The organism is Starkeya nomas, assembly GCF_902703545.1.
Lineage (GTDB): Bacteria > Pseudomonadota > Alphaproteobacteria > Rhizobiales > Xanthobacteraceae > Ancylobacter > Ancylobacter moscoviensis.
Window position 1 is genome coordinate 572,515 of record NZ_CACSAS010000001.1, and the last position, 19,841, is coordinate 592,355.

A 19,841-nucleotide genomic window follows, 5' to 3' on the forward strand; every position below is an offset into this window, starting at 1 on the left:
CGGCAACGCGAAGGGGCCGGCCTGCTCCCAGCGTTGGCTCCGCTTCTCCGAGCTACTCCGCCAGCACGCGCGTCGAGGGGAAGGTGATCTCGACGATGGTGCCGACATCCACTGCGCTGCGGATGTTGAAGCTGGCGCGGTTGGCTTCGGCCAGCGCCTTGGTCAGCGGCAGGCCGAGGCCGGTGCCGCCCGAGCCGGCTCGTCCGGAGGTCGCGATCTGGCGGAACGGCTCCATGGCGATGGCGACGTCCGCCTCCGACATGCCGATACCGGTGTCGCGCACCCTCAGCACCACCTCGCCGTTTTCGGTCAGCGTGGTCGACAGGATCACCTGGCCGCCCGGCTGGGTGAACTTCACCGAGTTGGAGACGAGGTTCAGCACGATCTGGCGGATCGAGCGCGCATCCGCCACCACCGGGGGAAGGTCGGTCGCCAGCGAGGAGCGCACGACGATGCGCTCGCGGTTCGCCTGCGGCTGCATGATGCCCATGCACTGCTGCACGATCTCGTTGAGCGACACGCTGGTGAAGGCGAGGTCGAGCTTGCCGGCCTCGATCTTGGAGAGGTCCAGCAGGTCGTTGATCAGCGAGATGAGATGCTCGCCGGAGGCGTGGATGTCCCTGAGATAGTCGCGGTAGCGCTGGTTCTCGATGGCGCCGAAGCGCTCCTCCATCATGACCTCGGAGAAGCCGATGATGGCGTTGAGCGGCGTGCGGATCTCGTGGCTGATCTTGGCCAGGAAGTCGGACTTGGCGAGGTTGGCGCGCTCGGCGAGGCGCTTGGCCTCGATGAGTTCCTCCTCCGCCTTCTTCCACTGGGTGATGTCGCGCAGCACAGCGCAGAACTTGGTCGGGTCCTCGCCGACCCGGCCCACGGTCATGAACAGCGGGATCAGCCCGCCCTCGCGCACGCGGCCGATCACCTCGCGTCCGTCGTTCAGCACGCTGGCGACGCCGTTGGAGGCGAGGCCGTCGAGATAGTCGACAGCGGCGCGGTGGCTCTCGGGCGCCAGCAGCAGGGTGAAGGCCTCGCCCTTCACGTCGCCGGCGTTGAAGCCGAACAGGGCTTCCGCCGGATGGTTCATCGACAGGATGGTGCCGGCGGCGTCGATCAGCACCACGCCGTCCGTCGCGGTGTCGAGGATGGCGCGCAGTTCGCGACTGGAGCTTTCCGCCTCGCGCAGGGCCAGTTCGGCCTGGCGCAGGCGCTCGTCCGCCTCGACGGCCGGGCTGACGGGCGCGCCCGCGACGCGGTGAAGAACATAGAGCATCGCCATGCCGCCCTCCCACGGGGCGGACATCAACCGGGCCTCGACAGTTATCGGGAGACCGGCGGCGGTCGTGATGGTCAGTGCGCGTCCATCATCCTCATCGGCTTCCGGTGCATCGCCGAACAGGGCGGCGAGGCCGCCGGCAGCTTCCAGCGCGGCAAGGTCGGCATGGCCGGTCCAGTCGAGCAGAGCGCGGTTGGCATAGAGCAGGCGGTCGCCCCGGAAGGCGATCATGCCGAGCGGCAGGCGGTCGAGGACCGGGCGCTCGCCATCGGCCAGCACCCGCTGCAGCCCGTCCGGCTCCGGCCGTGGAGCCGGCGTGGCCGGAGCGATGACGGAGGGCGGTATCGACACCGGAGGCGAGGGGGCGGCGGCCTCGTCGCGGAAGGTCGGTGCTTCCGGAGTGGTGGCTTCCTGCGCGTTGTCGGGGGCCTGCGCCTCCTCGGCAGGGGTGGGAACTTCCGATGCGGGAAGATCGCCGAAATCGTCGACACCCTCCAGCCGGGCACCGAGCGCGCGGGCGATCTCGCGGAAAGCGTTGCGCTCGCCGTTGGAGAGGCCCTCCCATGAGGCACGCGCGTTCTCGCCACGGCCGTTGTCGGTGCGGGCTCCTTCGCCATTGCCGCGCAGTGGCACGACATTGGGCGCGGAAGGCACGATGCTGAGCGTGACACGAACCGGCGGCTGGCCTTCCGTCGCGGCGGGAGGCATGGGCGCGGCAGGAGGTGCGGGAGCGACCGGCGGCTGAGGCGTCGCCATGCGCGCCGGCGCGGTTGGTGTCACGGGTTCCGGCGCGGCCTCGCGGACGAGCCCGGCGGGGACCGGCTGGCGACCCTTCACGATGCCGAAACCGCGCATACCTTCGCCGCGGATGGGCGCGCCGCCAAGCTCGATGTCGAGCGCATCGCCGTGGGTCGTCGGCAGCAGCACCGGCAGATGATTGAAGCTGAGCCCTTCCAGCACCGCCCGGTGGGCGCCGGGCGCGCCGAGCGCGTGCCAGTCGAGGCCGGCGAGATCCTCGGGCGTGCGGCCCAGCGCGGCGGCAAGGCGGGGGTCGACGGCGCCGAGCCGCGCGTCAAGGCCGGTGCGCCAGGTGAAACGCGCAGGCAGGACAGGGGCGGTGGGCTGCTCGGCCGGCGCCGGCCCCACGCTGGCCGGTGCCGCCGCCTCGATGGCGGGCACCGCATCCAGTCCGACGAGCAGGACGGCCCGGGCGGTGCCCGAGACGAGCAGGCTGCAGGCGAAGGTGGCGGGAGTGAGCCGGCCCGGCAGGCGCAGGCGTTCCATGCGCGCCGGGCGGCCGGGACGCAGGCCGGGGGCGAGCCGGACGGCGAAGGCGGCGGCGCTCGCCTCGTCCAGAACTGCTCGGCCGGCAGCGTTGGCGGCGATGAGCGTGCCATCGGCATGCACGAGAACGGCCGGCGCCGCCGCCGCAAGAGCGGTGGCCGCCTGAGCACGCAGCGCTTCGATCGCCGCGCCGCCGAAACCGTCCATCGGTGTGTTCATCGTCGTCCGAATGATCCCGCCGGCCCAAGCCGGAAGCAGATGGCGGGCCGAGGGACGGTCCACCGCTGAAGCCTAACAATAGTGCGGGCCGGCGTCCGGTGCCATGCGGACCGGCCCTTGTCGCGCCAGCTTCATCGTTTCCGGTTAATCGGTTCCCACCGATCCCGGTTAATCAGTTGCAACCGGCGAGACGATGCGCGGCCGATTTCGATTGCCTTTTGCGACGCATATAATACTTTCGTCGTAGGCATAGGCCCGAATTGATCGGCGGCCGGGAGCGATTACCATAAAAGCACCATTCAGGAGGGAGTTTGCGCGATGGCCGATGACCCGAAACTCGAAATCCCTCCGGAGCTGCGTACCATCGCCGAGCAGGGCGTGGATCAGGCGCGCGCGGCGATCGATGGCTTCCTCAATGCGGCGCACAAGGCGCTCGACGATGCCGGGCGTCAGCTCGACGTGGCGCATGACAGTGCGCGTGATCTTGGCCGGACCACGCTGGAATTCGCGGAAGAGAATATCGCGGCCGGGTTCGACTTCGCCTCTCGCCTTGCCAAGGCCTCCACGGTCGACGAATGGGCGCGCCTGCATGCGGAATATGTGAAGGAGCAGGCCTCGCGCCTCACCGAGCAGGCCAAGACCATCGGCGAGCATGCCGGTGCCGCCACGGGCCTCGCCACCGGGAAGAAGACGGGGAAATAGTCCCTGTCCGGGTCTCCCGAACGGCGCATGGCGACCTATTTCCAGCGCAGTGACGAAAAAATCGCTCAGTCGGGTTGATTGTGCATTGCAATATGATATTGCAGTGCACAATTATGGCGTACGAGACATGGCAGGGCATCGGGAACCGCTCCTGACGCTGCGTCTGCCGGTCACGGCGTGGCCGCCCGCGCGGGAGCGGCTGTCGCCTTTCTGGTTTCGCCGCGTATGCGAGGAGAGAACCCATGGTTGAGGCCACCACCGCCACCCCGAAGAAGGCCGCCAAGGCCGCCACGTCCGCTTTCGAAGCGGCGCTGCCGAAGCTCGACATCCCGGCCAACCTCGAAGTGCCCGCCGTCGTGCGGGAGATGGCCGAGAAGGGCGTGCAGAGCGCGCGCGACGCTTACGAGAAGCTGAAGTCGAGCGCCGAAGAGACCACCGACCTGCTGGAAGATGCCTATTCGACCGCTTCCAAGGGCGTGGCCGAATACAATGCCGTGGCGCTGGAGTCGCTGCGCACCAACGTGAACGCGGCCTTCGACTATGTCGGCGCGCTGCTCGGTGCGAAGTCCGTCTCCGAGGCCGTCGAGCTTTCCACCGGTCATCTGCGCAAGCAGTTCGACGTGCTGTCGGCCCAGGCCAAGGAACTGTCGACCATCGCCCAGAAGGTGGCGACCGACACCGCCGAGCCGATCAAGGCCTCGGTCGAGAAGACCATCAAGAAGTCGGTCTGATCGCCGTCGCGGTGCCGCGCTCGTCGTCGCGGCCTGCTCGGAAAGCTGTTCGGGAAAACCCGGTCCGCCATGCGGGCCGGGTTTTTTCGTGCGTGCCGAAGCGCCGGGAAAGCTGCGCCGAAAAAACGCTCGCGTCCGGCGTTTTTCCCGCGCCGGCGTGCCTTGACACCCCTTCGCGGCCTGCCTATCTCGGCGGCGGTTTGGCACTCGTTTGGGAAGAGTGCTACTAACTGCCCAGCCTATTGCTGCTCACGAGCGCCATGCCGGCGCGAGACAGGAAGACCGAGGATCAACCGATGGCCAAGCTGAAGTTCCGCCCCCTGCATGACCGCATCGTGGTGAAGCGCCTCGATGCCGAGGAAAAGACCGCAGGCGGCATCATCATTCCCGACAGCGCCAAGGAAAAGCCCTCGCAGGGCGAAGTCGTCGCCGTCGGCCCCGGCGGCCGCGACGAGGCCGGCAAGCTCGTGCCGCTCGACGTCAAGGCCGGCGACAAGGTGCTGTTCGGCAAGTGGTCGGGCACCGAGGTCAAGATCGACGGTCAGGACCTGCTGATCATGAAGGAATCCGACGTCATGGGCATCGTCGGCTGACGCTGGCTGAAGACCCTCGACGCAACACCATTCAGGAGTAGGCCACATGGCTGCCAAGGACGTAAAATTCGCCGGCGATGCCCGCGAGCGCATGCTGCGCGGCGTCGACATTCTTGCCAACGCGGTGAAGGTCACGCTCGGCCCGAAGGGTCGCAACGTCGTCATCGAGAAGAGCTTCGGCGCTCCCCGCATCACCAAGGACGGCGTGTCGGTCGCCAAGGAGATCGAGCTCGAGGACAAGTTCGAGAACCTCGGCGCGCAGCTCGTGCGTGAGGTTGCCTCCAAGACCAACGACCTCGCCGGCGACGGCACCACCACCGCCACCGTGCTCGCCCAGGCCATCGTCCGCGAGGGCGCCAAGTCGGTCGCCGCCGGCATGAACCCGATGGACCTGAAGCGCGGCGTCGATCTCGCCGTCGCCGAGGCCATCAAGGACATCTCCAAGCGCGCCAAGAAGGTGAAGAACACCGACGAGGTCGCTCAGGTCGGCACCATCTCCGCCAACGGCGATGCCTCGATCGGCGAGATGATCGCCGGTGCGATGCAGAAGGTCGGCAACGAGGGCGTCATCACCGTCGAGGAAGCCAAGACCGCCGAGACCGAGCTCGAGGTCGTCGAGGGCATGCAGTTCGATCGCGGCTACCTCTCGCCCTACTTCATCACCAATGCCGAGAAGATGACCGTGGATCTGGAAGATCCGTACATGCTCATCTTCGACAAGAAGCTCTCCGGCCTGCAGGCGATCCTGCCGGTCCTCGAGCAGGTCGTGCAGTCCGGCAAGCCGCTGCTGATCATCGCCGAGGACGTCGAGGGCGAGGCCCTGGCCACGCTCGTCGTCAACAAGCTGCGCGGCGGCCTGAAGGTCGCGGCCGTGAAGGCGCCCGGCTTCGGCGACCGCCGCAAGGCCATGCTCGAGGACATCGCCATCCTGACCGGCGGTCAGGTGATCTCCGAAGAGCTCGGCATCAAGCTGGAGAGCGTCGGCCTCGCCATGCTCGGTCGCGCCAAGAAGGTGATCATCGAGAAGGAAAAGACCACCATCGTCGATGGCGTCGGCAAGAAGAAGGACATCGAGGGCCGCGTCGCGCAGATCAAGGCGCAGATCGAGGAGACCACCTCGGACTACGACCGTGAGAAGCTGCAGGAGCGTCTGGCCAAGCTCGCCGGTGGCGTCGCGGTCATCCGCGTCGGCGGCGCGACCGAGGTCGAGGTCAAGGAGAAGAAGGACCGCGTGGACGACGCGCTCAACGCCACCCGCGCGGCGGTCGAGGAAGGCATCGTCCCCGGCGGCGGCATCGCCCTGCTGCGCGCCAAGAAGGCGGTCGAGAAGCTGACCTCCGACAACGCCGACATCGCGGCCGGCATCAAGATCGTGCTGCGCGCGCTCGAGGCGCCGATCCGTCAGATCGCCGAGAACTCCGGCGTCGAGGGTTCGATCGTGGTCGGCAAGGTGCTCGAGTCGAAGGACCAGAACTTCGGCTTCAACGCCCAGACCGAGCAGTTCGTCGACATGATCGCCTCCGGCATCGTCGACCCGGCCAAGGTCGTGCGCACCGCGCTGCAGGACGCCGCTTCGGTCTCCGGCCTGCTCATCACCACCGAGGCGATGATCGCCGACCTGCCGAAGCCGGCGTCGGCTGCCCCGGCGATGCCGGGCGGCGGTATGGGCGGTATGGACTTCTGATCGAAGTCCGACACGCTTCGAATACGGACGGGCGCGGCGTAGGCCGCGCCCTTTTCGTTTGCGCGGGTGCCGGTCGGCGGCGACGTCAGATCGGCGGCAGGTGGAGCCACTCAGCGGCGGCGCTGAGGACGAGGTCGACCGCCAGCGCGGCGAGGATCATGCCCATCACCCGGCTGATGATCGAGGCGCCGCCACGGCCGATGAGGTGCACCAGCCGCCCAGCCGCCAGCATGATCGCCAGCGTCACCAGCAGGACGATGCTGAAGGTGACGATGGTCATGGCCCGCTCCGGGAAATCGTGCCGGGCATTGTCGGTCAGCACCACAGCGGCGAGCATCGCGCCCGGACTGGCGATGGAGGGGATGGCGAGCGGATAGATCGCGATCTCGACCGGGTTCTGCTCGGCCGGTGCCCGCGCGTCCATATGGCTGGTGCCGTGGATCATGCTGAGCGCGAACAGGAACAGCACGATGCCGCCGGCGATCTGGAAGGACTCGATCGAGACGTCCATCGAGCGCAGCAGCCAGTGCCCGGCCATGGCGAAGAACACCAGCACGCCGAAGGAGACGAGTACCGAGAGCAGGGCCGCCTTGTTGCGGTCGGCCGCGTTCAGGCCGGCGGTGACGGCCAGGAAGACGGGGAGGGTGCCGAGAGGATCGATGACCACCCAGAGGGTGACGAATTCCTGTATGCGTTCAGACCAGTTCATCGCCTGCCCGTGTTCAACCTAACGTCACGTCGCCCGATTCCGCCTGCCGGCGCTACTGCGGGATGGTTGCATCCCGTCCTTCCGGGCGCCATCGTGCGTCATCGCATCCGAGTCGTCGACCGGGAGGCGGTACTGACGCCTATCTGAGACCCCTGAACATGGCCGCCGCACGACAGAAGCCGGACTTTTCGTTGGAGCGCGCCGCTCTGAAGGCCGGCGAGGCACCGGTGGCCGGGGCCGACGAGGTAGGGCGGGGCCCCTGGGCGGGGCCGGTGGTTGCCTGCGCCGTGGTCCTCGATCCCAGGCGCGTGCCCAAGGGGCTGGACGATTCCAAGCGGCTCACGGCCGTGCGGCGCGAGGCGCTGTTCGACGAGATCTGCGCCACGGCCGAGGTGTCGCTGGCCTTTGCTCCGCCCTCGCGTATCGACGGCCACAACATCCGGCAGGCGACGCTGTGGGCTCTCGCGCAGGCGGTCGCGGGCCTGCCGTGCAGGCCGCGTCTCGTGCTGGTGGACGGAAACGACCTGCCGCCGCTCGCTTGCGCCGGGCGCACGATCGTCGGCGGGGATGCGCTCGTCGCCTCGATCGCGGCGGCGTCCATCGTCGCCAAGGTAACGCGCGACCGGCTCATGGCTTCGCTCGGCCACGCCCATCCCGGCTATGGCTTCGAGCGGCACATGGGCTACGGCACACCCGAGCATCAGGCGGCGCTGGCCCAGCTCGGCGTCTGCCGTCACCACCGCACGTCCTTCGCGCCGGTGCGCGCGCGCCTTGCCGGCAAGACTGTCGTCGAGACGGCGGAGCTTGCCGAGCTCGACGAGGCTTAGTGATAGCCCTCGCCTTCGCGCACCTTGCCGCGGAACAGCCAGTACACGAAGGCGATGTAGCCCAGGATGATCGGCAGCATGAAGATGGTGCCGATGAGCATGAAGACCTGGCTCGCCGGCGTGGCGGCGGTTTCCCACACGGTCAGGCTCGGCGGCACGAGATAGGGGAAGATCGAGATGCCGATGCCGATATAGCCGAGCAGGAACAGGCCGATGACGCCGAAGAAGGGCAGGTGCTCATGCCCCTTGTCCAGCCAACGCCAAACGGCATAGGCGAGCAACAAGGTGAGCAGCGGCACCGGTGCCAGATAGAACAGGTTCGGCGTGGTGAACCACCGCTCGGCGATGCGCGGGAAGGCGACGGGGGTCCACAGGCTGACGATGCCCATGAAGACCAGCACCGCAACCAGCAGCACCTTGGCATGGGCGCGGGCGCGGATCGCGGTGGCGCCATCTGTCTTCATCACCAGCCAGACGCTGCCGATCAGCGCGTAGCCCGCGACGACGCCGAGGCCGCATAGCGCGGCGAAGGGCGTTGCCCAGTCCAGCGGGCCACCGGCGAACGCGTTGTTCTCCACCTTGATGCCCTGCACGAAGCCGCCGAGCAGCACGCCCTGGAAGAAAGAGGCAAGGGTTGAGCCGCCGGTGAAGGCGATGTTCCAGAGATACCGGCTGGTGTCGGCGACATGGCGGAACTCGAAGGCGACCCCGCGGAACACCAGCGCCAGCAGCATGAAGATGACCGGCAGGTAGAGCGCCGGCATAACGATGGAGTAGGCGAGGGGAAAGGCGACGAGCAGGCCGCCGCCGCCGAGGATGAGCCAGGTCTCGTTGCCGTCCCAGAACGGGGCGACCGAGTTCATCATCTGGTCTCGCTCCCGGTCGCTGCCGGCGAAGGGGAAGAGGATGCCCATGCCGAGGTCGAAACCGTCCAGCACCACATACATCGCGATCGCCACCGCCAGCAGCAGCGACCAGATCACGGGCAGGTACCATTCCATGCCGAGGCTGATGTCCATGACTCATTCTCCCGCGGCGTTGATGGCGGCGCGCGTCGCCTCGTGAGCGGAGGTGAGCGGCCGGTTCGGCAAGCCCTCGGGCGGCTCCAGCGCCGGACCTTCGGGACCCTTCACGATCAGGCGGTTGATGTAATAGATGCCGCCCGAGAAGACGCAGGCATAGACCAGGACGAACAGGGCGAGCGTCGTCGCCACGGCCCAGCCGGCAACCGGCGAGACGGCATCCACCGTCCGCAGGATGCCGTAGGCCACCCAGGGCTGGCGGCCGACCTCGGTGACGAACCAGCCGGACAGGACGGTGATGAAGCCGATGGGCCAGATGTGGCGGATCGGCGCGAGATACCAGTCGCTCTCGAACAGCCGGCGGCGCCACAGCAGGAAGGCGCCCAGCCAGCCGACCGCGATCATCAGCAGCCCCATGCCGACCATGACGCGGAAGGCGAAGAACGGAATGGCGACCGGCGGCCGGTCCTCCGGCGGGAAGGCCTTCAGTCCCTTGAAGGTGCCGTCCCAGCTATGGGTGAGGATGAGGCTGCCGAGATGCGGAATGGCGATCTGGAAGTCGTTGCGCTCCTCGGCCTCGTTCGGGATGGCGAAGAGCACCAGCGGCACGCCGCCCGCCACACCGTCCGTCTCGCCCCAATGGGCCTCGATGGCGGCGATCTTCTCGGGCTGGTGCTCCAGCGTATTGAGGCCGTGCGCGTCGCCGATGAAGGCCTGGACCGGGGCGAGGATGGCGATGAGGCCGATGGCCATGCGCATCATGGTGCGCCCGTCCTCGGGATGGCGCCCGGCATAGACATAACGGGCGCCGACGGCGAGCACGACGAAGGCGGTGGTGAGGTAGCAGGCCGTCACCATGTGGGCGAAGCGGTAGGGGAAGCTGGGGTTGAAGATCGCCGCCAGCCAGTCCACCGGATGGGCGACACCGTTGACGAGCTCGTAGCCGGCCGGCGTCTGCATCCAGCTGTTGGCGGCGAGGATCCAGAAGGCTGACAGCGAGGTACCAAGCGCCACCATGATCGACGAGAGCACGTGGAGGCCGCGCGGCACCCGGTTCCAGCCGAACAGCATGATGCCGAGGAAAGTGGCCTCGAGGAAGAAGGCGGTCAGCACCTCGTAGCCGATCAGCGGCCCGATCACGTTGCCGGCGACGTGGGAGAAGCGGCTCCAGTTCGTGCCGAACTGGTAGGAGAGCACGATGCCCGACACCACGCCCATGCCGAAGGACACGGCGAAGATCTTGGTGAAGAAGCGGGCGATGCGATGGTAGCGCTCGGCACCCGTGGTGATCCACAGCACTTCCAGCGTCGCGATATAGGCCGCGAGGCCTATGGTGAAGCTCGGGAAGATGATGTGGAAGGAGATGGTGAAGGCGAACTGGATGCGCGCCAGAAAGACGGGATCGAATTCCATCGGGCTCCCCCTGTACCATCACCGCTTACGAACGGTGATGGCGGTAGATTAAGCCGGCTGTTGTTACCATGGAATAACTCAAATCAACTGTCCGCTAAGATATTCCCGTCGTGCGGGAGCGGGCGTCAGTCGTTCGAGCGCGCCGGCAGCGCGGCGAGGCGGCTCTCTATGGCCAGCATGTCGCGCCAGGCCATGCGCTTGCCGAGCGGCGTGCGCAGCAGATAGGCCGGGTGGAAGGTGGCGAGCGCGGGAATGACGCGCGTGCCAGTGTCGTAATCCATCCAGCGGCCGCGTGCCTTGGTGATGCCGTCACGGATGCCGAGCAGCGTCTGGGCCGAGGGGCCGCCGAGACAGACCAGTACGTCGGGATTCGCCAGTTCAATCTGCCGCCGGATGAAGGGCAGGCAGATAGCGGTCTCCTGTGGCGTCGGGGTGCGGTTGCCGGGCGGACGCCACGGCACGATGTTGGCGATGTAGGCGGCCGTGCGGTCGATGCCGATGGCGGCCAGCATGCGGTCGAGCAGCTTGCCGGAGCGGCCGACGAAGGGCTTGCCCTCGATATCTTCGTCGCGACCGGGTGCCTCGCCGACCAGCATGAGCCGCGCCTTCGGGTTGCCGTCGGCGAAGACGAGCCGCGTGGCGGTGTGCTTGAGCGGGCAGCCGTCGAAGCGCTCCAGCAGTTCGCGCAGGGCCTCGAGGGTTGGTGCGCTCGCGGCGGCCTCGCGGGCCTCGACGGCGGCGAGGTCGGGCGGCGGTGGTGCCTCGCCCGGCAGGGCCGGACTGGGCTGCGGTCCCGAGGGCGCGCGGTGCGGAGCGGAGGCGGGGCGCGGGGAGGTGAAGGCGGGAGGAGCGGTCGCAGTGCGCGGGCCGGCCCCTTCCGCCGGCCGTGTGGCGAGGCGGGCGGCAGCGACGCTGCGTTCGGCGGCGCTTTCGGCGAAGCGGTCGACCGGCTCGTCACCCAACGCGACATCGACGCCCGCCTCCACGTGGAAGGCGAGGTTGTCGGCAATCGTGTCGTGGCGGCTAAGTGTCGAACTCATAAGGGGCATTCTTCGCGTCGGTTCGCTCATCCTATCCGTCGGACGGACGGTTGTCAGGCCGGGACAAGCGTGGAAGAAGTCCAATCAGCAGGTTGCGTCGGCGGAGGCAGGAAATGGACGCGGCAGAAATGCCGGCTCGCGAGGCCATGGAATTTGATGTCGTGATCGTCGGCGCGGGCCCGGCCGGCCTCGCCGCGGCGATCCGGCTGAAGCAACTCGCCGAGGATCTCGCCGTCGTGGTGGTTGAGAAAGGTTCGGAGGTCGGCGCGCACATCCTTTCTGGCGCGGTGATCGACCCCGTGGGTCTCGACCGGCTGTTCCCCGACTGGCGTGAGGATCCCGACGCGCCGCTGAAGACGCCGGTGACGGACGACCGCTTCTATTTCCTCGGCCCTGCCGGTGCGCTGCGGCTGCCCAACGCGCTGATGCCGCCGCTGATGAACAATCACGGCGCCTATATCGGCTCGCTCGGCAATGTCTGTCGCTGGCTGGCAGCGAAGGCCGAGGCGCTGGGCGTGGAGATCTATCCCGGCTTCGCCGCCGCCGAGGTGCTCTATGACGAGGCCGACCCGTCCAAGGTCGTTGGCATCGCCACCGGCGACATGGGGATCGGCCGCGACAGCGAGATCACCGACCGCTTCACCCGCGGGATGGAGCTGCGCGCCAAATATACGCTGTTCGCGGAAGGCGCGCGCGGCCAGCTCTCCAAGCAGCTCATCGCCCGCTACGATCTCGGTGCGGGGCGCGAGCCGCAGAAGTTCGGCATCGGGCTGAAGGAGCTGTGGACCGTGCCGCCGGAGAAGCACCGGCCCGGGCTGGTGCAGCATTCCTTCGGCTGGCCGCTCGACAGAGCGACCGGCGGCGGTTCGTTCCTCTACCATATGGAGGACAATCAAGTGATGGTGGGCTTCGTCGTTCACCTCAACTACGCCAATCCCTGGATCGCGCCGTTCGAGGAATTCCAGCGCTTCAAGACGCATCCGCTGGTGCGCGGGACGCTGGAGGGCGGCAAGCGCATCTCCTACGGCGCGCGGGCGATCACCGAGGGAGGCTTCCAGTCGGTGCCGAAGCTGGTCTTCCCCGGCGGGGCGCTCGTCGGCTGTGCGGCCGGCTTCGTCAACGTGCCGCGCATCAAGGGCAGCCACAACGCGGTGCTCTCGGGCATGCTCGCCGCCGAGGATGCGGCGAAGGCGCTCGCCGCCGGCCGCGCGCACGACGTGCTGGAGGGTTACGAGGCCGGATGGCGCGGCTCCGATATTGGCCGCGACCTGTGGAAGGTGCGCAACGCCAAGCCGCTCTGGTCGAAATTCGGTACCTATGTCGGCATCGCGTTGGGCGGGCTCGACATGTGGACCAACACACTTTTCGGTTTTTCGCTCTTCGGCACGCTCGGTCACGGCAAGCCGGACCACGCGACGCTGGCGCCGGCCGACAAGGCGAAGAGGATCGATTATCCCCGGCCCGACGGCGTCGTCTCGTTCGACCGGCTCTCTTCCGTGTTCCTGTCGAACACCAATCACGAGGAGGATCAGCCGATCCACCTCAAGGTCGCCGACCCGGCGCTGCAGAAGGCGTCGGAGCACGACGTCTATGGCGGCCCCTCGGCCCGCTATTGCCCGGCAGGGGTCTATGAATGGGTCGAGGAGGGGGGGGCGTCCGGCGGCGCGCGCTACGTGATCAACGCGCAGAATTGCGTTCACTGCAAGACGTGCGACATCAAGGACCCCAACCAGAACATCACCTGGGTGGCGCCCGAAGGCGGCGGTGGCCCGAACTACCCGAACATGTGAGACAGGCATGCCGGCACGGCTTCTCGCAGCGCTTCTCGTCGCCGGCCTTGCTTCCTCCGCCGTGGCGCAGGAGGCGCCCGACTACGGCCGCTACCGTGAAGGATTGTTCCTGCGCTACCTGAATGCCGAGCCGGGCGCGCTCGACGCCGTACCGCGCATCGGCCTCTCCTTCGGCGGCGAGCCGTTGCGGGCGGAGCTCGATTCCGGCTCGACGGGGATCGTGGTCGCGGCGGAATTCCTGCCCGGCTTCGAACAATTGCCGTCGCAGGGACCGGCCCGGCTCACCTATACGAGCTCCGGCCGCGTGATGCTCGGGCAGTGGGTCGTGACGCCTGTGTCGCTGGTCGGCCGCGAGGGGGCGAGCGTGCAGACCGAGCCGATGCCGGTGCTGGTGGTGACCGAGGTGCAGTGCCTCGACCATGCGCGCGACTGCACGCCGACGACCAGCCCGCGCAACGTCGCCATGGTGGGCGTCGGTTTCGCCCGCGAGGGCGACCAGCAGAACCAGAGCACGCCGGACAAGAACCCGCTGCTGCGCATCGCGGGCGGCGCGGGGCCCCGCCGGCAGGGCTATATCCTCGCCTCCGAGGGCGTGCATGTCGGCCTCACCCCCGCCAACACGCGCGGGGCCTTCCGCTACCTCAAGCTCGACCGCCGGCCGGACGGGACGGACTGGCAGGCGACGCCGGCCTGCGTCTCGCTCCGTGGAGCAACGCCGCCGGCGTGCGGCACGGCGCTCGTCGATACCGGCGTGTCGGTCATGTACATGACCGTGCCGGCCGCGCAGGCCGCCGGTGCCGAAGGCACGCTGCCGCCGGGCACGCAGGTGGCGATCAGCGTCGGCCGGGGCGAGGCGGCCTTCCCGCTCTACGGCTTCGCGGTGGGAGACGGCTCACCGCTCGCCCCGAGCGCCATCCACCTGCGGGTGGCGGAGGACCGGACCTTCGTCAACACCAGTTTCCACCTGCTGAACGGCTATGACGTGCTGTTCGACGGGGAGGGCGGCTATGTGGGCTTCCGCCAGCGCTAGAACAGGCTGAGCACGAAGGCGGCGAGCAGGACGATGGCGCCCCAGAAATCGGTGATCATCGCCACATTCTCGCGCATGTTCCGGTGCGGGCGCAGGAGGTGGTTGACGCCGGCGAGGCCGAGGAACAGCCCGCCGATGAAGGCGACGGGTAGCGCCCAGATCGAGAAGACGATCGACAGCACGCCGGCGAGGCCCGTCGACACGTTGGCGAAGCCGAGTTCCTGCGCCAGCACGTGCACGCGCGGCTCGTCGATGCCGAGGATCGTCTTCGCCGTGTAGCCGGGCCGGAAGATCTGCGAGAGGCCGGCGACGAGCAGGCGCACGCCGACCGCCCAGAAGACGAACCATTTGGTGGCCACGGCGAGGAAGCCGCCAATGCCCGTGGTCGTGGCCATCTCCGTGCCGATGCTGATCAGCGGCGCGACCACCATCGTCAGCAAGACGATCACATAATACATCGAATCCCCCACCGTTCCGACCACGCGGACCCCGCGCGAATGTGCGAATGCACGCGAGGCAGAGTCAACGACGGCGAGGGCGTCGTCCCCGCCGTTTCCGTCAGGGCGTAAGAGTCTTCGCGAAAAAAAAGGCGAGGCCACACCTGCCTCCGGCGGGACGCTCGCCCGCGACGCGCAAGGGCACGCCGGGTTTGGGCGCGCCGCGTCTGGGCGGTGGCTCGTCACGGAACTGTAATACCAGCTTCATCCACCCGTCACGACGCGCCGCTACCCCAAGCCGGACTTCAACAGGCCGGCGGGAGATCCGATGGCGGCAGCGCTGCAACTCGATCGTGTGAGCAAGACCTATGGCGCGATGTGCGCCGTGGACGACGTCTCGCTCACGATACGGGAAGGCGAACGCGTGGCGCTGATCGGCGCTTCGGGTTCGGGCAAGTCGACGCTGATCCGGCTCGCTTCCGGGCTGATCCTCGCCGACTCGCAAGGGCGGGGCACCGGCGCCGTGCATGCCTTCGGCGTCAAGGTGCAGGAAGCCGGCCGACTGTCTGCCGAGGTACGTTCGGCGCGCCGCAACATCGGCCTCGTCTTCCAGCAGTTCGCTCTCGCCGGGCGCCTGTCGGTGATGACCAATGTGATGGTGGGCGCGCTGGGGCGGATGAACGCACTGCGCGGCACACTCGGCCTCTTCAATTCCGACGAGCGTCGCACCGCCTATGCGGCCCTTGCCGAGGTCGGCATCGCCCAGCACGCCGCTAAGCGCGCGCGCGAGCTTTCCGGTGGCCAGCAGCAGCGCGTCGCCATCGCCCGCGCCCTGGTGCAGGGCGCCCGGCTCGTTCTGGCGGACGAGCCCATCGCCTCGCTCGACCCGAAGTCGGCCAAGCGCGTGATGGACACGCTGGTGACGATGAGCCGCGACCACGGCATCGCGCTGGTCGTCTCGCTGCATCAGGTGGACTACGCGACGACCTATTTCGACCGCGTGATCGCGATGAATGCCGGCCGCGTCGTGTTCGACGGCCCGGCTTCCCGCATCAACGCCGGCTTCCTTACCGAACTCTATGGCGCCAGCGCCGAGGAACTGATCCTGCCGAGCCAGTTCGCGGTGACGCCGCCGCCGGCCGAGGCCGTCCTTTCCCAGACCGTATCCTGACAGGAGCTACGTCCATGAAACGCCTGATCGTCGCCGGCCTTGCGCTGGCTGCCCTCGCCAGCGCTCCGGCGCGTGCCGAGGAAGTGAAGGAGCTGAACTTCGGCTTCATCTCCACCGAGTCCTCCGCCAACCTCGCCAAGAGCTTCGAGCCCCTTCTGAAGGACCTCGAGAAGGCGATCGGCGTGCCGGTGAAGCCCTTCTTCGTCGGCGACTATGCCGGCGTGATCGAGGGTATGCGCTTCAAGAAGGTCGATATCGGCTGGTTCGGCAACAAGTCGGCCATGGAAGCGGTGGACCGCGCCAACGGCGAAGTCTTCGTGAAGACCGCCAAGCCGGACGGTTCCTCGGGTTACTATTCGCTGATCGTCACCAATGTCGACCGCAACGACATCAACGATCTCAAGGACGTGCTCGACTGCTCGAAGGGCTACAACTTCGGCAACGGCGATCCGAACTCCACCTCGGGCTTCCTCGTCCCGAGCTACTATGTGTTCGCGCTGAACAATGTCGACCCGAACAAGTGCTACAAGCGTGTCGTGACCTCGAACCACGAGGGTAACCTGCTGGCGGTCGCCAACAAGCAGGTCGATTTCGCCACCAACAACACCGAGAACGTCTCGCGCCTCCAGGCGACCCGTCCGGAAGAGGCGAAGAAGATCAAGGAAGTGTGGCGCTCGCCGATGATCGCCGGCGATCCGATCGTGTGGCGCAAGGACCTGCCGGCCGACCTGAAGGCCAAGATCTACACCTTCTTCATGACCTATGGCCGCAACGGCACGCCGGAAGAAGTCGCGCATGCGCGTGAAGTCCTGGCCAAGACCTCGGACGGCTGGGGTCCCTTCCTCGCCTCCTCCGACGCCCAGCTTCTCCCGATCCGCCAGCTCGAGCTCTTCAAGACCCGCGTGAAGGTCGAGAAGGACGAGAAGATCTCGGCCGACGACAAGGCCGCGCAGCTCAAGAAGATCGACGCCCAGCTCGCCGATCTCGAGGCCCAGCAGAAGAAGCTGCCGGCCATGTGAGCCGCGGCGGGCGCCGTGCGCCTGCCATACCTGCCGGAAAGACGGGTCCCGGAGCGGCCGAAAGGCCGTCTCCGGGATCGCCGCAAGAAGACGACCGAGACCACGGCCGGACCATCGGCCGAGACCGCCGAACCGAGACGCCCGGCAACGGGACATGATCCTTGCCGCCGCCTCGACGCGGCCGGGCTGACGACAGGGACACCGCGATGTTTGCCACCGAGACCGACCGTTCCGCCCATCGCGCTGCCGAGCGCGCCGTCGAGCGCACCATGCCGGCCCCGCCGGTGACGCCGCTCACCACGCGGCTGACGCATCTCGCGCTCGCCGCCGTCGCCGTCGTCATCCTGGTCTTTGCCTGGCACGAGGCAGAGATGAACCCGGCGCAGCTGATGCGCGACGCCGGCAACATGGCGACGCTTGGTGCCGATTTCCTGCGTCCCGACTTCACCGACTGGGACGTCTATGTGAACGCCATGGTGGAGACGCTGGCGATCGCCATCTGGGGCACGCTGCTCGCCGTGATCGCGGGCATCCCGCTGGGCATTCTCTCGGCCGACAACGTGGCGCCGCACTGGCTGGTCTTCCTCGTGCGGCGGCTGATGGACGCCTGCCGCGCCATCAACGAGCTGGTCTTCGCGCTGATCTTCATCGCCGCCGTGGGGCTCGGCCCCTTCGCCGGCGTGCTGGCGCTGTTCGTGCACACCACGGGCGTGGTGGCGAAGCTGTTCTCCGAGGCGGTCGAGGCCATCGACCCGGCGCCGGTGGAGGGCATTCGCGGCACCGGCGGCACCTGGCTGCAGGAGATCATCTACGGCGTGCTGCCGCAGGTTCTGCCGCTGTGGATCTCCTACGCGCTGTACCGTTTCGAATCCAATGTCCGCTCTGCGACCGTGCTTGGCATCGTCGGCGGCGGCGGCATCGGCATGACCTTCAACGAGACCATGCGCGGCTTCCTCTATTCGCAGGCCTCCGCGATCCTGATCATCGTCGTGCTGACGGTTTCCGTGCTCGACATGGTCAGCCAGCGCGTCCGCAAGAAGTTCATCTGAACGGGCAGGCGCCGAAACCTCTCCAAACCTTAATCTGGCGGCCACTGTCCGGCCAGTATCGGCGCGCCTAGATGGCGGGAACCCGCCGTTCCCGGAGAAGCTTCCTTGCGCGCCATCCTCTCCCTGCTTGCCGATGTCTGGCGGCTTTCCATCCCCTATTTCCGTGGCGAGGACCGATGGCGGGGCGGCGCGCTGCTCGCGGGCGTGGTCGCGATGGAGGTCGGCTGGGTCTACGCGACCGTGCTGATCAACGAGTGGAACAACGCCTTCTACAACGCGATCCAGGAGAAGGACTACGCGGCCTTTACCCACCAGCTCTGGCTGTTCTCCTTCTACGCCGCCTGCGCCATCGCCGTGGCGGTCTACCAGGTCTATCTGCGCCAATGGCTGGAGATCCGCTGGCGCACCTGGATGACGGAGAAGTACCTCACCGCCTGGCTGGCCCATGAGACGCACTATCGGATGCGGCTGAAGGGCGACACGGCGGACAACCCCGACCAGCGCATCGCCGAGGACATCCGCACCTATATCGGCCAGACCATCAGCCTGTTCATCGGGCTACTCAACGCGGTGATGACGCTGGCCTCCTTCGCGGTGATACTCTGGGGCCTGTCGGGAAATTTCTCGTTCAATCTCTTCGGCAAGAGCTGGGACATTCCCGGTTATCTCGTCTGGGCGGCCTTCGCCTATGCGGCGCTCGGCACGCTGATTGCCCATCTCATCGGCCGGGTGCTGGTGAAGTTGAACTTCGACCAGCAGCGCTACGAGGCGGATTACCGCGTCGATCTGGTGCGCGTGCGCGAGAATGGCGAGCAGATCGCGCTGATGAACGGCGAGCCAGTGGAGCGCGAGCGGCTGCTGGGGCGCTTCGGGCATGTGGTGCACAATTTCTGGGGCATCATGATCGCCCAGAAGCGGCTGACCTGGTTCACCGCCGGCTATGGCCAACTCTCGGTGATCTTTCCCTTCGTCGTCGTGGCCCCGGCCTATTTCTTCGGCTCCATCCAGCTCGGCCAGCTCATGCAGACCTCCTCTGCCTTCGAACGGGTGCAGGGATCGTTCTCCTTCTTCATCGGCGCCTATTCGACGCTGGCGGAATGGAAGTCGGTGGTCGACCGTCTGGTCGGCTTCGAGAAGTCGGTGATGGCGACGCAGGCGGAGACGCTGCGCAGCCAGTTTCGCCAGATGTCGGCGAAAGGGAGCGCACCTCTGGAGCTTGCCGATATGGAAGTCCGCCTGCCGGACGGGCGGGCCTTGCTCACCGTCGACGGTCTGGAGATCCACCGGGGCGAGCGCGTGCTGCTGACCGGCCCTTCCGGCAGCGGTAAGAGCACGCTGTTCCGCGCCATAGCCGGCATCTGGCCCTACGGGCGTGGCGAGGTGTCGCGTGCGCCGGGCGCGCGCGTGCTGACGCTGCCGCAGCGACCTTACCTGCCCATCGGCTCGCTGCGCGGCGCACTGGCTTACCCCGACCCGGAGGGAAAGTACGGTAGCGAGCGGTTGCGCGAGGTGCTGGAGACCGTCGGTCTGCCGGGCTTTGCCGCGCGTTTGGACGAACAGGGCCTGTGGCCGGCGATCATGTCGGGTGGCGAGCAGCAGCGGCTGGCCATCGCCCGCGCCCTGCTGATGAAGCCCGACGTGCTGCTGCTCGACGAGGCGACCTCTGCCCTCGACGAGCCGGGGGAGGCGGCGCTCTATCGCGTGCTGCGGGAGAAGCTGCCGGAGACGGCGTTGCTGTCGATCGGCCACCGCTCCACCCTGCTCGGCCTGCATGAGCGGCACATCGAGCTGCGGCGCGACGCGCAGGGGCCGGCCCGGCTTGAGGCAACCCGCCTCGCCACGGCGTAA

Annotated in this window: 17 protein-coding genes; 11 read left to right on the forward strand and 6 right to left on the reverse strand. The window is 67.6% G+C overall.

Annotation, left to right across the window (positions count from 1 at the left end):
• Positions 1-52: 52 nt before the first annotated feature.
• Positions 53-2,776 carry a PAS domain-containing sensor histidine kinase gene (locus STARVERO_RS02770; RefSeq protein WP_159597833.1) on the reverse strand — a complete coding sequence of 908 codons (2,724 nt, stop codon included), beginning with the start codon at positions 2,774-2,776 and terminating at the stop codon, positions 53-55.
• A gap of 318 nt (positions 2,777-3,094) precedes the next feature.
• Between STARVERO_RS02770 and STARVERO_RS02775 the strand changes: the two genes are divergently transcribed.
• The 4 genes from STARVERO_RS02775 (at position 3,095) to groL (ending at position 6,486) form a co-directional block, all read left to right on the forward strand.
• On the forward strand, positions 3,095-3,478 hold the full coding sequence (locus STARVERO_RS02775; RefSeq protein ID WP_144343219.1) for a phasin family protein: 384 nt from the start codon (positions 3,095-3,097) through the stop codon (positions 3,476-3,478).
• 242 nt (positions 3,479-3,720) lie between these two features.
• Positions 3,721-4,209, forward strand: coding sequence for a phasin (locus tag STARVERO_RS02780; protein ID WP_144343218.1), 489 nt, complete (start codon positions 3,721-3,723; stop codon positions 4,207-4,209).
• Between the two features lie 296 nt (positions 4,210-4,505).
• Positions 4,506-4,802 (forward strand): co-chaperone GroES, encoded by a 297-nt coding sequence (gene groES, locus STARVERO_RS02785; protein ID WP_013165451.1) that lies wholly within the window; start codon positions 4,506-4,508, stop codon positions 4,800-4,802.
• A gap of 46 nt (positions 4,803-4,848) precedes the next feature.
• On the forward strand, positions 4,849-6,486 hold the full coding sequence (gene groL / locus STARVERO_RS02790) for a chaperonin GroEL (protein WP_144343217.1): 1,638 nt from the start codon (positions 4,849-4,851) through the stop codon (positions 6,484-6,486).
• A gap of 85 nt (positions 6,487-6,571) precedes the next feature.
• On the opposite strand, the gene STARVERO_RS02795 is transcribed toward groL, so the two are convergent.
• Positions 6,572-7,195 (reverse strand): MarC family protein, encoded by a 624-nt coding sequence (locus STARVERO_RS02795; RefSeq protein ID WP_159597834.1) that lies wholly within the window; start codon positions 7,193-7,195, stop codon positions 6,572-6,574.
• A gap of 158 nt (positions 7,196-7,353) precedes the next feature.
• Here STARVERO_RS02795 and STARVERO_RS02800 point away from each other — a divergent pair, with 158 nt between their 5' ends.
• Complete coding sequence (locus STARVERO_RS02800; RefSeq protein ID WP_159597835.1) at positions 7,354-8,022, forward strand: ribonuclease HII; 669 nt, start codon at positions 7,354-7,356, stop codon at positions 8,020-8,022.
• Here STARVERO_RS02800 and cydB read toward each other — a convergent pair.
• The 3 genes from cydB to STARVERO_RS02815 form a co-directional block, all read right to left on the reverse strand.
• Positions 8,019-9,041 (reverse strand): cytochrome d ubiquinol oxidase subunit II, encoded by a 1,023-nt coding sequence (gene cydB, locus STARVERO_RS02805; RefSeq protein WP_159597836.1) that lies wholly within the window; start codon positions 9,039-9,041, stop codon positions 8,019-8,021. The genes STARVERO_RS02800 and cydB overlap by 4 nt on opposite strands.
• Before the next feature lie 3 nt (positions 9,042-9,044).
• Positions 9,045-10,457 (reverse strand): cytochrome ubiquinol oxidase subunit I, encoded by a 1,413-nt coding sequence (locus tag STARVERO_RS02810; protein ID WP_159597837.1) that lies wholly within the window; start codon positions 10,455-10,457, stop codon positions 9,045-9,047.
• Between the two features lie 125 nt (positions 10,458-10,582).
• Positions 10,583-11,497, reverse strand: coding sequence for a uracil-DNA glycosylase (locus STARVERO_RS02815; RefSeq protein ID WP_422802119.1), 915 nt, complete (start codon positions 11,495-11,497; stop codon positions 10,583-10,585).
• 113 nt (positions 11,498-11,610) lie between these two features.
• Here STARVERO_RS02815 and STARVERO_RS02820 point away from each other — a divergent pair, with 113 nt between their 5' ends.
• Positions 11,611-13,287 carry an electron transfer flavoprotein-ubiquinone oxidoreductase gene (locus STARVERO_RS02820; protein ID WP_159597839.1) on the forward strand — a complete coding sequence of 559 codons (1,677 nt, stop codon included), beginning with the start codon at positions 11,611-11,613 and terminating at the stop codon, positions 13,285-13,287.
• A 7-nt stretch (positions 13,288-13,294) separates the two neighbouring features.
• Positions 13,295-14,317: a hypothetical protein gene (locus tag STARVERO_RS23445; protein WP_244616523.1), complete on the forward strand. Its 1,023-nt coding sequence runs from the start codon at positions 13,295-13,297 to the stop codon at positions 14,315-14,317.
• Here STARVERO_RS23445 and STARVERO_RS02830 read toward each other — a convergent pair.
• Entirely contained in the window at positions 14,314-14,775 is a 462-nt protein-coding gene (locus STARVERO_RS02830) for a DUF6790 family protein (RefSeq protein WP_159597840.1), read from the reverse strand. The genes STARVERO_RS23445 and STARVERO_RS02830 overlap by 4 nt on opposite strands.
• A gap of 307 nt (positions 14,776-15,082) precedes the next feature.
• On the opposite strand from STARVERO_RS02830, the gene phnC reads away from it, so the two are divergent.
• From phnC to STARVERO_RS02850, 4 genes are all read left to right on the forward strand, one after another.
• Positions 15,083-15,925, forward strand: coding sequence for a phosphonate ABC transporter ATP-binding protein (gene phnC / locus STARVERO_RS02835; RefSeq protein WP_159597841.1), 843 nt, complete (start codon positions 15,083-15,085; stop codon positions 15,923-15,925).
• Between the two features lie 14 nt (positions 15,926-15,939).
• Positions 15,940-16,944, forward strand: coding sequence for a phosphonate ABC transporter substrate-binding protein (gene phnD / locus STARVERO_RS02840; protein ID WP_159597842.1), 1,005 nt, complete (start codon positions 15,940-15,942; stop codon positions 16,942-16,944).
• Positions 16,945-17,150: 206 nt separating this feature from the next.
• Positions 17,151-17,993 carry a phosphonate ABC transporter, permease protein PhnE gene (gene phnE / locus STARVERO_RS02845; RefSeq protein ID WP_159597843.1) on the forward strand — a complete coding sequence of 281 codons (843 nt, stop codon included), beginning with the start codon at positions 17,151-17,153 and terminating at the stop codon, positions 17,991-17,993.
• A gap of 105 nt (positions 17,994-18,098) precedes the next feature.
• A complete protein-coding gene (locus tag STARVERO_RS02850) occupies positions 18,099-19,841 on the forward strand; it encodes an ABC transporter ATP-binding protein/permease (RefSeq protein WP_159597844.1) in 1,743 nt (580 codons plus the stop codon).

Bases quoted from the DNA above. Each gene is read 5' to 3' on its own strand.
- STARVERO_RS02770 (WP_159597833.1), bottom strand. From the start codon at position 2,776: ATGAACACACCGATGGACGGTTTCGGCGGCGCGGCGATCGAAGCGCTG.
- STARVERO_RS02775 (WP_144343219.1), top strand. From the start codon at position 3,095: ATGGCCGATGACCCGAAACTCGAAATCCCTCCGGAGCTGCGTACCATC.
- STARVERO_RS02780 (WP_144343218.1), top strand. From the start codon at position 3,721: ATGGTTGAGGCCACCACCGCCACCCCGAAGAAGGCCGCCAAGGCCGCC.
- groES (WP_013165451.1), top strand. From the start codon at position 4,506: ATGGCCAAGCTGAAGTTCCGCCCCCTGCATGACCGCATCGTGGTGAAG.
- groL (WP_144343217.1), top strand. From the start codon at position 4,849: ATGGCTGCCAAGGACGTAAAATTCGCCGGCGATGCCCGCGAGCGCATG.
- STARVERO_RS02795 (WP_159597834.1), bottom strand. From the start codon at position 7,195: ATGAACTGGTCTGAACGCATACAGGAATTCGTCACCCTCTGGGTGGTC.
- STARVERO_RS02800 (WP_159597835.1), top strand. From the start codon at position 7,354: ATGGCCGCCGCACGACAGAAGCCGGACTTTTCGTTGGAGCGCGCCGCT.
- cydB (WP_159597836.1), bottom strand. From the start codon at position 9,041: ATGGACATCAGCCTCGGCATGGAATGGTACCTGCCCGTGATCTGGTCG.
- STARVERO_RS02810 (WP_159597837.1), bottom strand. From the start codon at position 10,457: ATGGAATTCGATCCCGTCTTTCTGGCGCGCATCCAGTTCGCCTTCACC.
- STARVERO_RS02815 (WP_422802119.1), bottom strand. From the start codon at position 11,497: ATGAGTTCGACACTTAGCCGCCACGACACGATTGCCGACAACCTCGCC.
- STARVERO_RS02820 (WP_159597839.1), top strand. From the start codon at position 11,611: ATGGACGCGGCAGAAATGCCGGCTCGCGAGGCCATGGAATTTGATGTC.
- STARVERO_RS23445 (WP_244616523.1), top strand. From the start codon at position 13,295: ATGCCGGCACGGCTTCTCGCAGCGCTTCTCGTCGCCGGCCTTGCTTCC.
- STARVERO_RS02830 (WP_159597840.1), bottom strand. From the start codon at position 14,775: ATGTATTATGTGATCGTCTTGCTGACGATGGTGGTCGCGCCGCTGATC.
- phnC (WP_159597841.1), top strand. From the start codon at position 15,083: ATGGCGGCAGCGCTGCAACTCGATCGTGTGAGCAAGACCTATGGCGCG.
- phnD (WP_159597842.1), top strand. From the start codon at position 15,940: ATGAAACGCCTGATCGTCGCCGGCCTTGCGCTGGCTGCCCTCGCCAGC.
- phnE (WP_159597843.1), top strand. From the start codon at position 17,151: ATGTTTGCCACCGAGACCGACCGTTCCGCCCATCGCGCTGCCGAGCGC.